Origin of the sequence: Peribacillus asahii, assembly GCF_003570725.1 — a bacterium.
In the GTDB taxonomy this organism is placed as follows: domain Bacteria; phylum Bacillota; class Bacilli; order Bacillales; family DSM-1321; genus Peribacillus; species Peribacillus asahii.
Genome location: NZ_QWVS01000016.1, coordinates 23,817 through 38,681 on the forward strand (window position 1 = coordinate 23,817; position 14,865 = coordinate 38,681).

General features: G+C 37.4%; 17 protein-coding genes. 10 read left to right on the plus strand and 7 right to left on the minus strand.

The window, feature by feature from the left end; genetic code table 11:
- Positions 1-19: 19 nt before the first annotated feature.
- Positions 20-547 carry an NADPH-dependent FMN reductase gene (locus D1953_RS09740; RefSeq protein WP_119116992.1) on the plus strand — a complete coding sequence of 176 codons (528 nt, stop codon included), beginning with the start codon at positions 20-22 and terminating at the stop codon, positions 545-547.
- 150 nt (positions 548-697) lie between these two features.
- Here D1953_RS09740 and D1953_RS09745 read toward each other — a convergent pair whose 3' ends face one another.
- A complete protein-coding gene (locus D1953_RS09745; RefSeq protein ID WP_119116993.1) occupies positions 698-943 on the minus strand; it encodes a YhdB family protein in 246 nt (81 codons plus the stop codon).
- Between the two features lie 132 nt (positions 944-1,075).
- Between D1953_RS09745 and D1953_RS09750 the strand changes: the two genes are divergently transcribed.
- The 3 genes from D1953_RS09750 to D1953_RS09760 all read left to right on the plus strand — a co-directional run bounded on the left by D1953_RS09750 (position 1,076) and on the right by D1953_RS09760 (position 3,922).
- Positions 1,076-2,059 carry a M14 family zinc carboxypeptidase gene (locus D1953_RS09750; RefSeq protein WP_119116994.1) on the plus strand — a complete coding sequence of 328 codons (984 nt, stop codon included), beginning with the start codon at positions 1,076-1,078 and terminating at the stop codon, positions 2,057-2,059.
- Between the two features lie 48 nt (positions 2,060-2,107).
- Complete coding sequence (locus D1953_RS09755) at positions 2,108-2,422, plus strand: DUF3889 domain-containing protein (RefSeq protein ID WP_245980014.1); 315 nt, start codon at positions 2,108-2,110, stop codon at positions 2,420-2,422.
- An 81-nt stretch (positions 2,423-2,503) separates the two neighbouring features.
- Positions 2,504-3,922 (plus strand): SpoVR family protein, encoded by a 1,419-nt coding sequence (locus D1953_RS09760; RefSeq protein ID WP_119116995.1) that lies wholly within the window; start codon positions 2,504-2,506, stop codon positions 3,920-3,922.
- Between the two features lie 167 nt (positions 3,923-4,089).
- Here the strand turns inward: D1953_RS09760 and D1953_RS09765 are convergent, their stop codons facing one another.
- The gene (locus D1953_RS09765; RefSeq protein ID WP_342769242.1) at positions 4,090-4,605 is read right to left on the minus strand and encodes an efflux RND transporter permease subunit; all 516 of its coding nucleotides are present in this window, start codon (positions 4,603-4,605) and stop codon (positions 4,090-4,092) included.
- Positions 4,606-4,739: 134 nt separating this feature from the next.
- Here D1953_RS09765 and pssA point away from each other — a divergent pair, with 134 nt between their 5' ends.
- Entirely contained in the window at positions 4,740-5,231 is a 492-nt protein-coding gene (gene pssA, locus D1953_RS09770; protein WP_119116996.1) for a CDP-diacylglycerol--serine O-phosphatidyltransferase, read from the plus strand.
- A 218-nt stretch (positions 5,232-5,449) separates the two neighbouring features.
- Complete coding sequence (locus tag D1953_RS09775) at positions 5,450-5,668, plus strand: hypothetical protein (RefSeq protein ID WP_142920446.1); 219 nt, start codon at positions 5,450-5,452, stop codon at positions 5,666-5,668.
- A 355-nt stretch (positions 5,669-6,023) separates the two neighbouring features.
- Here the strand turns inward: D1953_RS09775 and D1953_RS09780 are convergent, their stop codons facing one another.
- Together D1953_RS09780 and D1953_RS09785 are read right to left on the minus strand one after the other, a co-directional pair.
- Positions 6,024-6,683, minus strand: coding sequence for a biosynthetic peptidoglycan transglycosylase (locus tag D1953_RS09780; protein ID WP_119116998.1), 660 nt, complete (start codon positions 6,681-6,683; stop codon positions 6,024-6,026).
- 95 nt (positions 6,684-6,778) lie between these two features.
- Positions 6,779-7,636, minus strand: coding sequence for a manganese catalase family protein (locus D1953_RS09785; RefSeq protein ID WP_119116999.1), 858 nt, complete (start codon positions 7,634-7,636; stop codon positions 6,779-6,781).
- Between the two features lie 398 nt (positions 7,637-8,034).
- Between D1953_RS09785 and D1953_RS09790 the strand changes: the two genes are divergently transcribed.
- Entirely contained in the window at positions 8,035-8,832 is a 798-nt protein-coding gene (locus D1953_RS09790; protein ID WP_119117000.1) for an enoyl-CoA hydratase/isomerase family protein, read from the plus strand.
- Positions 8,833-8,925: 93 nt separating this feature from the next.
- On the opposite strand, the gene D1953_RS09795 is transcribed toward D1953_RS09790, so the two are convergent.
- A complete protein-coding gene (locus tag D1953_RS09795; protein ID WP_119117001.1) occupies positions 8,926-9,816 on the minus strand; it encodes a LysR family transcriptional regulator in 891 nt (296 codons plus the stop codon).
- Positions 9,817-9,941: 125 nt separating this feature from the next.
- On the opposite strand from D1953_RS09795, the gene D1953_RS09800 reads away from it, so the two are divergent.
- Both D1953_RS09800 and chrS read left to right on the plus strand, forming a co-directional pair.
- Positions 9,942-10,886: a DMT family transporter gene (locus tag D1953_RS09800; protein ID WP_245980015.1), complete on the plus strand. Its 945-nt coding sequence runs from the start codon at positions 9,942-9,944 to the stop codon at positions 10,884-10,886.
- A 452-nt stretch (positions 10,887-11,338) separates the two neighbouring features.
- Positions 11,339-11,812, plus strand: a complete 474-nt coding sequence (chrS, locus tag D1953_RS09805) for a chromate efflux transcriptional regulator ChrS (protein WP_245980016.1) — start codon at positions 11,339-11,341, stop codon at positions 11,810-11,812.
- A 65-nt stretch (positions 11,813-11,877) separates the two neighbouring features.
- Here the strand turns inward: chrS and chrA are convergent, their stop codons facing one another.
- Positions 11,878-12,417 (minus strand): chromate efflux transporter ChrA, encoded by a 540-nt coding sequence (gene chrA, locus D1953_RS09810; RefSeq protein ID WP_119117003.1) that lies wholly within the window; start codon positions 12,415-12,417, stop codon positions 11,878-11,880.
- Positions 12,414-13,010: a chromate efflux transporter ChrB gene (gene chrB / locus D1953_RS09815; protein ID WP_119117004.1), complete on the minus strand. Its 597-nt coding sequence runs from the start codon at positions 13,008-13,010 to the stop codon at positions 12,414-12,416. Before chrB ends, chrA begins: the two co-directional genes overlap by 4 nt.
- 220 nt (positions 13,011-13,230) lie before the next feature.
- On the opposite strand from chrB, the gene ggt reads away from it, so the two are divergent.
- Positions 13,231-14,805 carry a gamma-glutamyltransferase gene (ggt, locus tag D1953_RS09820; RefSeq protein ID WP_119117005.1) on the plus strand — a complete coding sequence of 525 codons (1,575 nt, stop codon included), beginning with the start codon at positions 13,231-13,233 and terminating at the stop codon, positions 14,803-14,805.
- Positions 14,806-14,865 lie beyond the last annotated feature (60 nt).

Below are 14,865 nucleotides of genomic sequence, written 5' to 3' on the forward strand. Positions count from 1 at the left end.
AAGTTGGAGGGGTTTGGATATGAAATTAGTTATCATTAATGGATCACCACGTAAACAAGGACGTACAGGTATTGCATCTCGTTTTATCTCAAGAACATACGGAGCAGAGCTTATTGATTTAAGCACATCTTCATTACCATTATATAAAGGTGAAGCGGAGCAATATCAATTAGAAGAGGTTGTACAACTACAACAAGCAATCAAAGAAGCAGATGGCGTGATTTTAGCCACTCCTGAATATCATAATTCTATGAGCGGTGCTTTGAAAAATGCATTAGACTTTTTAAGTGCTGAACAGTTTACAAATAAACCGGTTGCTTTACTAGCAGTAGCGGGTGGCGGAAAAGGCGGAATTAATGCACTTAATTCCATGAGAACTGTTGGACGCGGCGTGTATGCGAATGTTATTCCAAAACAATTGGCATTAGACCCAGATCAGTTCGACTATGAACATGATGGACTAAATGAGGCAGCTGCAAAATCTGTTGCTGAATTAATTGACGAGCTTAACCTATATGCCAAAGCGTTTCAGGCTGTAACAAAATAACAGGATTTATTTAACTATAATCAGTTCATAAAAAGAAGGGGCAGACACATACATGTGTTTGCCCCTTCTTATTTCGCTATAAGGGTTACCAGCCATAGTAAAGTCCCTATTGTATAAAATGCCCTGTTTTGTAAACACTATTGATGAATTTTAGATAGGAAGTTCATGCAAATAGTGGGACATCGTTTTTTCTGATGCATGATCCAGGTAGCGCAATAAGGCGTACAATTTTGCTTCAATAATTTGATAATCGTGTTCGAAATGATAAGCGTGTAAAAAATGTTCAATTTTCTTTGACAAGAACTGATCCTCGGTCCGGACCATCAAAATGAGCAGTTGATCCCAGTCTGAGCGATGGATATAAAATAAAGCTGTATCGTAACTAGAAGTTGTCATTAAAAGTTCCTCCTTAATAAGGAGCTATTCGTATGTTGTTCATTCCGGATAAAAATTTTTCAGACAAAATGTGGTGATACGGTAAAGATAGGCTTGTTTGTATTTACCTGAATAAAAAGATACGGTGAGGATATGAGAAGAATCATCTTAATATGTTTGGTTAGCTTGTTTGCTTTCCCGTTTCATACAATGGCAAAAGTCGTGAAGGAAGAAAAAAATGTATATAGCTTCGAAATGATGGAAGCGGATTTAACGAGGCTGCAGCAAACGCTTCCTATTGAGGTGCATTCAATTGGAAAGTCCGAAAAAGGAAGAGATATTTGGGCAGTAAAGCTTGGGAAAGGGAAGAAATCTATTTTGCTGGTAGGTGCTCATCATGGTCGAGAATGGCTAACGACACATCTATTAGTGAAAATGCTTGAACAATATGGGATGGCTTATGAAAAAGGGAAACAATTTGGAGGGTATTCAACAAAATTATTAGATGAAATAAGCATTTGGTTCATACCGATGATAAATCCCGATGGTGTATCGATTCAACAAGGTAATTTATCCTGTTTTTCTCATTATGAAAAAATAGTAACGTGGCAGCGAAATAATTACAGTATCGATTGGTCGAGATGGAAAGCTAATGCAAAGGGAATCGATTTAAATCGCCAATATCCAGCTGGATGGGATGAAGTGAAGACAGATATCTCTAAGCCATTTTATCAATTTTATAAAGGGAAAAAACCATTTGAAGCAGTCGAAGTTCAGGTTCTAGCGAAATTCACCAAGCATATAGAACCACTTATCGCAGTCAGTTATCATACATCGGGGCGTGAAATCTTTTGGCATTACCATAATAAACAGGAGCATATGGCAAGAGATTATGAATTGGCAAAAAAAACGGCGGAATTGACCGGATATAAGCTTTCAAAGCCTGAGAAGCATGCTGTTGGAAGCGGTTTTACTGATTGGTTTATAACCGAATTTGAACGGCCAGCTATGACCGTTGAGCTAAGTTATTTAGTGGAGGAAACGAATCCGCCGTTATCGGTTTTTCCGGAAGAATGGAAACGCAATCGATTGGTAGGAATGATGCTCGTTAAGGAAGCGGTCAGTGGAATAAAATAGTGAACACTTCCCATACTATCCGTAAGTAAACTAAAGGGAGGAAGTACAGTGCTAAAAAAATGGTCGTTTATTGTGTTAATGTTTATGATGCTGACTCAGGCAGGTTTTATATCTGTTCAACAAGGTAACGATTATGAGAAATATGGAAGGATTGCTATAGCGGTCGTGCAAGCGGATTATCCGAGTGATGAGGTAACGGATTATCAATATGAAGGACGAAAAGTTCTGGAAAATGGAACGGTAGAAGATCGTTTTCTATTTTTAGTGAAGGAGCAGGGGAAAGAAATTAAGATACGGGTCAAAATTAAGCATAGTTTATCGAGTGATAAGCTATTGAATTTAACAGTTGAAGAGGTGCGATAGATATCTTATGTAAGGATTCTCGTCATTTTCCTACTATTTGGTCATACATTATGGTAAGGCGAAAAGACGAGGAGGATCTGCATGAATCAGACGGAGCAAAAAGCTCTAGAATATGCGATTAGTGAAATAACGGAGATTGCTAAAGGGTTTGGACTTGATTTTTACCCGATGCGTTATGAAATTTGTCCATCGGAAATTATTTATACGTTTGGGGCATATGGGATGCCTACTCGATTTTCTCATTGGAGCTTCGGAAAACAATTTCATAAAATGAAGCTTCAGTATGATTTTGGGTTAAGTAAAATTTATGAACTCGTGATTAATTCAAACCCATGCTATGCCTTTTTATTAGACTCGAATTCACTCATTCAAAACAAATTAATTGTGGCACACGTACTTGCTCATTGTGATTTTTTTAAAAATAATATTCGTTTTCAAAATACAAAGCGCGATATGGTAGAAAGCATGGCCGCGACTGCTGACCGTATTCGTGAATATGAAATTCTTCATGGCAAAAAAGAGGTTGAGACGTTTCTTGATGCGGTACTGGCTATTGAAGAGCATATTGATCCATCGCTCATGAGACCTAAACTTTCTTGGTCAATCGATGATGAGGACGAAGAAGAGGAAGAAATTAAGCCGTCTCCAACTCCGTATGATGAGCTATGGTCATTGGATGGGGCTAATAGGCCGAAAAAATTACCTGTGAAAAGGCGTAAGAAAATCCCGCCAAAGCCAGAAAAAGATGTCATGTTATTTATTGAACACTACAGTCGTGAATTGACGGATTGGCAGCGCGATATTATGACGATGATTCGTGAAGAAATGCTTTATTTCTGGCCGCAATTAGAAACGAAAATTATGAATGAAGGCTGGGCTTCTTACTGGCATCAAAGAATTATTCGTGAGATGGATTTAAGTTCAGGAGAAGCAATTGAATTTGCTAAACTCAATGCGGGCGTCGTTCAACCTTCTCGAACAAGTATTAATCCCTATTATCTCGGCTTAAAGGTGCTTGAAGATATTGAAGAAAGATACAATAATCCGACAGATGAGATGAAAAGGAGAGGCGTGAGGCCCGGGTCTGGAAGAGAAAAGCTGTTTGAAGTACGTGAAATTGAATCGGATATTTCGTTTATCCGAAATTACTTGACAAAAGATCTTGTCATGCGGGAAGATATGTACTTATTTCAGAAACAAGGGAAAGACTATAAAATTGTGGATAAAGCGTGGGAGCAAGTACGCGATCAGCTTGTCAGCATGCGTGTAAATGGAGGGTTCCCATATATTACGGTAAACGATGGTGACTATATGCGAAATGGCGAGCTGTATTTAAAGCATTGGTACGAAGGAATTGAGCTCGATCTGAAGTATTTGGAGAAAGTGTTGCCATACATTTATCAGCTTTGGGGACGTCCAGTTCACATGGAATCAATTATGGAAAACAAAACGATGTTGTTTTCATATGATGGAAAGGGACTTCATCGAAAATATTTATAAGTGTAATGTTAAAAGGCTGTCTCGTAGTGGGAAAATCCACTTATGAGATGGCTTTTATGTGTTGGGATGGATTCTTTTTTATGATATTTAAGTAAAAAATACAAAAACACCGAAATAAGATTGGTGTTTTTTGTAATCAATACCGTTTAATTATGATTATTTTGTGTTCACTTTAAATTAAAACCCTCAACAGTTACCCTTAGCTTATACTGTTTTCTTTTGGTATACTCATGTTTTTTTGTAGTTGTTTTTTTATGCAACCACTCATAAATAATCGGGATGATAATAAAGCTGTTAATGGTTGATGTAACCATGCCGCCAATTACCACAATACCGAGTGTTTGAGAAATAACCGTATCCGTATTATGAGAAAATGCAAGTGGTAATAACGTAAGGATTGTTGCAGCTGCCGTCATTAAAATCGGTCTGATTCTTGAAAGACTACCACTTAAAACAGCTTCTTTAATAGGCATTCCTTCTTTTCGATTTCTTTCAATTTTATCAACTAAAACAATACCGTTTGTTACAACAATACCAGTAAGCATCAGAATACCAATTAATGCTGCTAAATTCCATTCTCCGTGGGATAGAACGAGTGCAATGACTACACCACTTAAAGCAAGAGGAATGCTTAAAAGTACAGATAATGGTGCTTTCCATCCTTTGAAAATAGAAGAAGTGATTAGTAATAGGCTTCTGTATTTAGTGCTGTGTGGGGCACAGTGATAGTTTTTCTTTTAATATTTAAGAATAGCGGATAAATATATAGAAAATGCTATATAAATGGGGAGATTGTTCGATGTCAGGGGGGACTAACTTGTTCAATCAGATAGGAAAAGCTGTACCTAATTTATTTACAATTGGAAATTTGTTGTGCGGTGTTCTTTCAATTACCTATAATATGAGTGGCTTTTTGGAAGTAGCCTCCGTTTTTATTTTCTTTTCGGCTGTTTTGGATCTTCTGGATGGAAGGATTGCGAGAAAATTAAAATTGAACAGTGAATTTGGCGTGGAATTGGATTCCTTGGCTGATATTGTTAGTTTTGGAGTTGCTCCTGCACTTTTATTTCATTCTATAGCAGCACCATCGATTTTAACGTCTTTGGCATTTATCCTTTTCCCAACGATGGGAGCATTAAGATTAGCCAAGTTTAGTGTTAAACCAACCATTGGGTATTTTAAAGGATTACCTATTCCAGCTGCTGGATTACCATTGGCTGGTATGGGATTCTTTTTATATAGCAATGCGTGGATTACCTTAATACTCGCTCTCTTAATGGTAAGTCCAATAAGGGTAAAAAAACTTTAATTTTATTATCCTTTGTAAAAAAGCTAGGAACCTTTTTAGAAAGGGTACAGCTTTTTTATTTTATCCATAAACCTTTTTATTCCCTTAATACAAGATCAAGAATTCATTAACATAGAAAATGAATTCATTTATCGTGCTAAATTGTAATTAAATCTAAAGTTGAAGGATTAATTTTTCTCACTTTAGTTTTAATCGGTATGGTGACTTTGATGCTGGGAATGGCTCAAGACTATTTATATAATGAATTTGCTCAGTTTAATGAAATGGCTGAAGAAGCAATCCAAGCAATTCATTCAGAAGCAACTAGAATTCAAAAAATAACCGAACCTTTTCTAGACCTAGCTAACTTGGAGAAAGAAAATGTATTAGAAATAAATGAAGTTGATTTGGTATCGACATGCGAAAGCATTTTAAAACAACTTAAACATAAAAAGTAAAGAAGGATTAGGGACGAATGTAGCATTGCTTTTACCAATTAGCAATGGAAATGAGGGTTCTGTCTAAAGTAATAATTGTATGTTGGCTAATAAGAAGAGCTATAACGCCAAGCCCTAAAAGTGAAACCAAACTTATTATAAATGCAATAATAGGTGTTTTTTAATTCATAACCATACTAATGTTAAGAGGCCGTCTTGTAGTGGGAAAATCCACTTAGGGGATGGCTTTTATGTTGTTGTTTTCTTTATCAAAAAAATAGGTGAGAACGTCCCCTGCCTTGGCACAGCGTAGTGGAAGGAGATGGGGAAGTTCAATCTAAAGTAACAACATGATAAAAATAAGTACAGGTCCACATTATTTTCGATACTCAGTTAATGCTTTTATAACTTCGGATTGTCTTTGTTTCGCTCGGTCATTATTTGAATTTAAAGCATAAGCGCTAGGTGCCTGCGGTAGGCCTGCTAAGAGAGTTGCTTCATCGTAGCTTAGTTCAGCAGGTGTTTTACCAAAATAATTCTCGCTAGCTTCTTTAATGCCATAATTACCGGCTCCATAATAAATGATATTGACATAGAGTTCTAAAATATCGTCTTTGTTATAGAGTCTTTCAAGGTCGAAGGCAACAAATAGTTCTGCAACTTTTCGGATAAAGGTTCGGTCATTGCTGAAATAAAGATTTTTAGCAGCTTGTTGGGTTAATGTGCTGCCGCCTTGTGCGACCTCCTTCGCTGTTAAATCGACGAAAGTTGCCCTGGTGAGTGAAATAAAATCGAAGGCTCCATGTTTGTAAAAGCGATGATCCTCGATGGCGACAACAGCATCCGTGAAATCAGGAGTGATTTCCTCTAAAGGCACGAAATTTTCACCTGCCCTAATAGAGGCAACCTTCTCGTTAAGCGAAATCTCTGTAACGGCTTCTTTATATTTTAAATAGCCAAGCAACCCAATAATTGAACCGACAAGGAGGGCAATGATTAATCCTAATTTTATTAGTTTTTTTATCAATCTAATCATGAACTTACCTCTTGTATTTCGACTTATAGTTTTAGTATATGGAATAGAGGAAAAAGTATAAGGAAACATCAAAAAGAAAGAGCCTATGCAGGCTCTTAATTGTTTAGGTCATATAGTCCAGGTGCATGTTCATTTGGCATATCAGGCAGCTCTGGTACTGGATATCCTTTTGGCGGTTCTGTTACCTTAAGCTCTCCACCATTCCTGCTAGGTGTTGTACCAGTGAAAATTTCACCTATTAAAGTATCGTCAAGTCTAAAATTGAATTGAGCATTATGGAAGCCCATGTCGACATATTTACGACACTCAGGGTATTTATTTAAATCATAATTAGGGATTGGAAAAAGTTTTCCCCAATCTACGCCTAATGTTTCAAGAGCTTTTGCGAATGCATTTTGATGAGCATTATCTCTCACTATTAAAAAAGCAATGGTTTCTCGAAGAGCCTTATTGTTACTCATTTCATAAATTCTAGATTTTTGGAGTACGCCAGTCGATTCTAAGACAACATTATTAAGTAAATTAGCTGCTAAGTTACCATGGTCATAAACCCAAGATCCATTCCATGGGTTGCCTCCAGCGTCAACGGGTAGGGATGCTTTAGCTCCTATGATGTAATGATGGGGATTTGCGCCATTTTGTATTACACCATTTAAAGGGGCGCTATCCGCAGCCTGATTACCAGGCATATCTCCACCAGACTCATTTAAGAGTTGGTTAATTGTTGATTGAACAAGTTCTACATGGCTGAGTTCTTCTAAGAATACACCTCTAATAAGGTCGCGATATTTCTTTGCTTTTCCTCTAAAGTTTGCACTTTGAAAGGAGAACTGCATCATTGTGCGCATCTCGCCAAATTGTCCTCCGAGTGCTTCTTGAAGAACTTTAGCTGCATGTGGATCGGGTTTATCTGGGACAATCATATTAATTAAATCTTCTTTGTAAAAATACATGTTATTATCCTCCTTTGTTAAAGGTACTTATATAGATTATCCAGCCTAACTTTATATATGCTATAGGAACTAAACTTACGGGTTGAACAAGGACAATAACAAAATAGACTTGTGACTGCCGCAAGTCTATTTTTAAAAAGTATGTATCCATTGTCCATCTTTCAAAGATATAACTATCCTCTATTTCATTGCTTTCGTTATTTAGATAAACTAAAAATTTTCACGAATGTCTTATCACTAAAAAAATCAAAGTAGACTTAGAGTAACTGGTGCGTTAATCCTATTTGGATTAACACTTATTTTTGTAAAACTAATTGTACTGAACGAAGCAGGATAGTTTCATACAATTAGCGAATAAATGTAAAGAAATGCTATTTTAATATGAAGGGGAAATACATATGGATCATAAATTTGTGCTTTTATCAGTTCAAAACCATGTAGGCGTAATTACTCTGAATCGTCCAGAAGTTGGTAATGCTTTGAATCTAGCGATGGCTAAAGAGTTGATGGAAGTAGCTATCCATTGTTCAGAAAGTAATGAAATTAGAGCAGTTGTCATCACTGGAGCTGGAAATAAATTTTCAGTAGGCGGCGACTTGAAAAGTTTTGCTAACGAAGGGAGTCAAATTGGTTCCCATTTAAAAAGCGTTACTGCCTATTTACATCAAGCTATTTCCTACTTTGCTAGAATGAATAAGCCATTTATTGGAGCGATCAATGGAGTAGCTGCGGGTGCAGGGATGAGTCTTGCTTGTGCATGTGATATTGCATATACTTCAGAGAAATCAAAGTTTGTGATGGCGTATAACAAAATCGGATTAACTCCTGATGGTTCAGGAAGTTATTTCCTACCGAAAATTGTTGGAGTAAGACGCGCGTTAGAGTTGATGTATACAAATCGTATGTTGGATGCTAAAGAAGCGTACGAGTGGGGGATCGTTAACCAAGTTGTCCCTGAAGAAGAATTAATGAGTGTTGTTTATGAACTAGCAGAGAAGCTTGCGAGCGGGCCAATGGAAGCATATGGTGCAACTAAGAAATTGTTTTATCAGTCTTTGCAGGAAACTCTAGAATCTCAAATGAGTTTAGAAACACAATCATTGGCAGAAAGAGCAACTAGCGAAGAGGGAAGAGAAGGGATTTCTGCATTTTTGGAAAAACGAGAGGCTGACTATTTGAAGTTTAATAAAGAATAATATGGATGGAATAAGCAATTGCTTATTCGTACAAAACCAGGAGGCTGACCCACAATTTGTGGGTCAGCCTCCTTTCGTTCAACAGCTAGCACTTCAAAGTGTATTGGGGTGTGCAGGCTCATTTAACCATGATTTCAAATATTCAATGAATTTTTTCGTAGCTGGAGCAAGGTTTTTAAAAGATGTAGCAGCAATGCCGATAGTACGGTAATTCTCTTGTTCAAAGTTAAGAATACGAATGTTCTTTGGAATACGATACAAAGCCATTTCAGGAAGAATAGCGATTCCTATACCATGTTGAACCATAGAAAATATGGCTTGATCATCTGCCAGCTCAAATTTTATATTAGGTGTTATGTTATTTTCTTCTAAGAGGCGTCTTAAATCATTATCGCTCCCTTTCTTTGACATGATTAATGGCTCTTCTTTAATCATTTCAAAACTAAGCTCCTTTTGGTGAACAAGAGGGTGTTCATCATAGAGGAGGCAAAGCATTCTATCTTTTTTTAAAGGAATCACTTCAAAGCGATGCAAAGTTGGTAAAGACACAAAACCAAAATCAACGATACCATTTGATATCCAATACTCAATATCATCATAATTTCCTTCTAACAATTTAATTTCTATAGAAGGGTAATATTCATGAAAATCTTTCAAAATTTCCGGCAGCCACTGAGCTGATACACTTGAAAATGTTCCAATACGTACCTTACCGGTTGTTAGACCATTGATATTAGCTATTTCTTGAAGCATTTCCTCGTTCCATTTTAAAATTTCCCGTATGTATTTTAAGACATGCTCCCCGTTGTTTGTCAAATTAATACCTGATCGTCCTCTATTAAGAAGTGAAAATCCCCATTCCGATTCAAGACTGGCAATAGCATGACTGACCGCGGATTGGGTTAAACCAAGAGTTTCTCCTGCCTTTGTAAGACTCCCTAATTCTACCACTGTACTAAAAATTTCAAACTTAGCAAGCGACAAATTCCTCACTCCACTTACATGAATTTTTTTCATCGAATTACTTAAAACATTCATTTTTCTTATTTAAATTTTACTTTTATACTAATTAATAATCAATACATAAGAATTAGGTCAGGTGGTAAAAAATGAATGGCATTAAAATGTTCGGTGCAACAAAGGGCGTGGGTGAAAGTGCTCAATTGAAGGCAGATTTCACCATGTTGATAGTCACGATGTTTTGGGGTTCATCCTATTTATTTATGAAGATGGGACTGGAATCTATTCAAGGGTTTAACTTGGTCGCATTACGGTTTGGAATAGCCTTTATTTTAGCTGGAATCATATTCTATAAACGCTTTATGCGTGTGGATTTTCGTACTATAAAATATGGCTTTTTATTAGGGACCATCTTGTTCTCAGCGATTTCAGTTGTGACCATAGGGGTAAAATCCACGTCTGCTTCAAATGCAGGCTTTTTATTCAGTCTTACAGTGGTCTTTGTTCCCTTGTTATTAGCCGGTTTGTTTAGAGAAAAGCTTGAGAAAAGAATTGTTTTTGGCGTAGGCTTTTCTATAATAGGTATCGCTCTTTTAACTTTAAATAATGGATTAACAATTAGCTCTGGAGATTTCCTCATCATTTTAGGTGCATTATTGTATGCCGTTTACATCATTGTTACAGATAAGGTAACGAAAAATTTAGATTCTATTATGCTTGGAGTCTTACAACTTGGCTTTACGGGGGCGTGGGGGCTGCTATTTTCGTCTATTTTTGAAACTCCGCATCTTCCTGCCTCAACGGAATCATGGGTTTCTATTTTGATATTAGGCATAATTTGCAGTGCATTTGGATTTATTGGTCAAACCGTAGCTCAAAAATATACGACACCAACGCACACAGGTCTTATATTTTCATTAGAACCCGTTTTTGCAGCATTATTTGCTTTTATTTTCGCAGGCGAAGTATTGGCAGAAAGAGGGTACCTAGGAGCAAGTCTGGTCTTAGTAGGTATCTTAATTTCCAAGATAGATTTTAATAAAACCCTAATGAGAAAAAAATACAGCAAAACAGCTGAAGGTTCTGAAGCTTAGCTGTAGAATAGGGTGTGTATTGAGACATTGAGCCATTAAGTTCTCTTAGTGGTTTTTTGTTGTATGGTGATAAATAAGGTAGGTATTCGTGATGACAAATATGTTGCATAAAGGAAACTTTTGGGGATTTATGAATAGAATATAAAAAGGAGTTGGTTCAGATGATTTGTTCAAACCGTATCCAACATAAAATTATAGGCTATTCACTTTTGTTTAAAAAGCTCGGAATTTTTAATGAGGCGGAATATAAATATATTGTTGAGACATATCAAGTGAAGGAGCACTAAAAAAACGGCTTGCGGATGAGCCGTTTTTTTGTGCTAATAAAACTAGGCAGATGAATGAGAAAGAAGGAGATACAGTGAACATATCACAAGGAAAGGTCCAGAAATATTTTAAGTTCAGGACCTTTTTTGAGATAATAAAAGAAAAGAAAGCGGGTGATGAAAAAAATGGAGGAGTATCAAATTCCGAATTTAAAAATCGATGAATTAGATAAAAAAATTCTTTCTATCTTACATGAAGATGGACGGATTTCTTATACGGATTTAGGAAAAAAAGTAGGGGTATCCCGTGTCGCTGTACAAACACGAATTAATAATTTGCTGGAAAAGGGTGTGATTGAAAAGTTCACGACTGTTATTAATCCAACAAAGGTTGGAATTCATGTTTCGGCATTTTTTAATGTAGAAGTCGAACCAAAGTTTCTAGAGTCTGTTGCTGAGCTGCTTGAACAAGATCCCGCTGTAACAAGCTTATATCATATGACAGGTCCTAGTAAATTACATATGCATGGCATTTTTAGTGATAATCAAGAAATGGAACGCTTTTTAACGGAAAAGTTATACGCTGTAGAGGGTGTTGTCAGTGTAGATTGTCAAATTTTAATTAAGCGTTATAAAAGTAGAATGGGCATGAAGTTATAAATGAATGACAGAGGACAGCCTTCTAAGCTAAAAATCGTAAAAATAATCCACCTGTTTAAGGTGGATTATGACGTCCATGGGATAATAATTCCGCCGTATATAAAGGCAAGAAGAATGACAAATGCCGGATGGATTTTGAACTTTCCTAATGCTAGAAAGGCAAAAAGCGCAATAATGAGTGAGTGTAGGTATCCGATTGAATGAACAGCATCGGTTGCGATCGTTACAGTAATAAGAAGCATCATAACGGCAATAACAGGTTGGGCGAGAAGTGATACTCCTTTGAAGACAAGGGAGTGACGATAACGTCGAATGATTTTTAGTAATAAAATGAGTGCAACTGCTGAAGGGACAACTGTACCAATTAACGCCATAATAAGTCCCGGCCATCCATATACTTCATATCCAACAAAGGCGGCGATTTTCGTAGCGATAGGTCCCGGAAGAGCATTACCGAGTGCTAGCATATTTGAAAATTCCGTATTATTGAGCCAGCCATAACGGGTAACAATTTGATCGTACATAAGTGGAATCGATGCAGGACCGCCGCCATATCCAAGAATATTGGCAATGAAAAAGGCTAAAAAGATGGGAAACCAAATCATGAAGCAGATTCCCCCTTCTTATTATTAGACTGGCGTTTTGATGCGAAATTACTTTTGAACTTAAAGTGAACCGTTCCATAGGCAAGGAAAATCATAATGACAATGCCTGGGTGTAAAGAAACAACTTGAAGAAGGATAAAAGAAAGAGCAAAGAAGAAAATGCCAAGGACGATACCTAACCCTTTTACTGCTTTTTCACCGAACTCATACGCCATCTGTCCAAGCATTACGGCAACAACGGGCATCACGGCTGCAATCATGTTTGCTACAACGGCAGAGCTGCTCAATACGCTTATAAAAGCTGCTAAAAATACCATTGCAAAACAAGTTGGTAAAATATGTGCACATACGCTTACAAGTGCTCCCGTCCATCCTTTTGTTACATAGCCTAAGTAAGCGGCCATTTTGGTTGCGATTGGTCCAGGTAATGTATTGGCAATCGCCAGCGTTTCACCAAATTCATCATCATCCAGCCATTGATAACGGGTAACTGCTTCATAACGAATTAACGGAATAACAGAAGGACCGCCGCCGAATCCTAAAATTCCGCTGCGCATCATGCCCAGTGTTAACTCTTTATATCGATTTCCCATATGGGTTCCTCCTTACTGAATTTTCTAAACTATTTGTATTTATAATAACAAAAAATATTTCCAAAAGTATATAAATTTTTTTAAATAGTTACGAAATGAAATAAACATAGAAAAAATATATATAAAGAGAAATTAAAATGATAAATAAATGAACAAATCGTTATCGAAAAGAGTTATAATAAATTTACTGAATAGTTAATAAATTATAGGAGGAGAGAAGATGAAATCGATTGTTGGTACAAAAAGCATGGTTGTTAGTCCTCATTATTTAGCCTCCATGGCGGGGAATCAAATATTAGAAAAAGGAGGGAATGCTTTTGACGCTGCGATTGCAGTGAGTGCTTGCCTTGCCGTAGTCTATCCACATATGACAGGATTAGGTGGGGACTCTTTTTGGTTAACTTATAAGAAAACTGAAGGAAAAATCCGCGGTTATAATGGCAGCGGAAGATCTGGAATGGGCGTGACAAGAGAAGCTTATAAGAATGAGACGAGCATTCCGTTTCGCGGGGTTCGCAGTGCCATTACAGTTCCCGGAATGCTAGATAGCTGGGATGCTATTTTACAAGAGTATGGAAGAATGACATTAGCTGAAGTATTGCAGCCTGCAATCGAGTATGCAGAAAAGGGCTTCCCCATTACCAAAAATCAAGTTGTCTATACAGAGAAGAATCAAGAATGGATTGCGAAAACGCCAGTTACTGCGGATATTTATATACCAAATGGAGAGGTTCCACAAGCAGGTGAGCGATTTATTCAAAAGGATTTAGCTGCTACATTAGCGTTGCTCGCACAAAAAGGGCGAGATGCTTTTTATAAAGGTGAACTAGCAGAAGAGATTGTGTCCTTTTTAAAAGAACAAGGCGGCTTGCTTACAGTAGATGATTTTTCCGCACACCGTGGCAATTGGGTAGAGCCTATTTCAACAGATTATCGTGATTATACGATTTATCAAGTGCCGCCTAACTCCCAAGGGTTTGTTGGTTTGATGGCATTAAATATTCTTGAGAACTTTCAGTTACAGGAGATCGAACATGGATCAGCTGACTACTATCATTTGCTTGTAGAAGCTTTAAAATCAGGTTTCCGTGATCGAAACCAAGTATTAACAGACCCGGAGTTTTTTGATATCCCACTCGAAAAACTATTAAGTAAGCAATATGCGTCTGAACTAGCTGATGCGATTCAAAAAGATGCGAAGCCATTGACGAGCCCTCCTGTTGGAAGTGATACAGCTTATGCTGCAGTTGTTGACTGTGATGGAAATGCGGTATCGTTTATTCAAAGTTTATATTTTGAATTTGGCTCAGGTGTTGTTGCTGGGAATACGGGTATTCTTTTGCAAAACCGCGGTTCCTTCTTTTCGTTGGATCCACATCATGTAAATACGTTAGAGCCTGCTAAGCGTTCGTTTCATACGTTAATGCCGGCTATCGCTTGTCAGAATGGAGAGCCGCGTATTTTGTACGGAACGCAAGGCGGAGAAGGACAGCCGCAAACACAAACTGCAATTATTACTCGGATGATTGATTATGGCATGGACCCGCAACAGGCCATTAGTGAGCCGCGTTTTGTTTGGGGAAGAACGTGGGGAGAAGATAGTGAGGCTCTAAAAATCGAAAGTCGAGTAGCAGCTGATGCGATTCAAACGCTAGAGAACAAAGGACATCTCGTAGAAGTAGTTGAAGAATTTGATGGCGTTATGGGACATGCACAAGCGATTCGAATTGATGAGCATCATTTCCTTCAAGGTGGAGTCGATCCTAGGGGCGATGGCGCTGCGATTGGGTCTTAAAATATTGATATAAATCCCTCCGTCTAGTATGAGCGGAGGGATTTATATGAATACATTTCT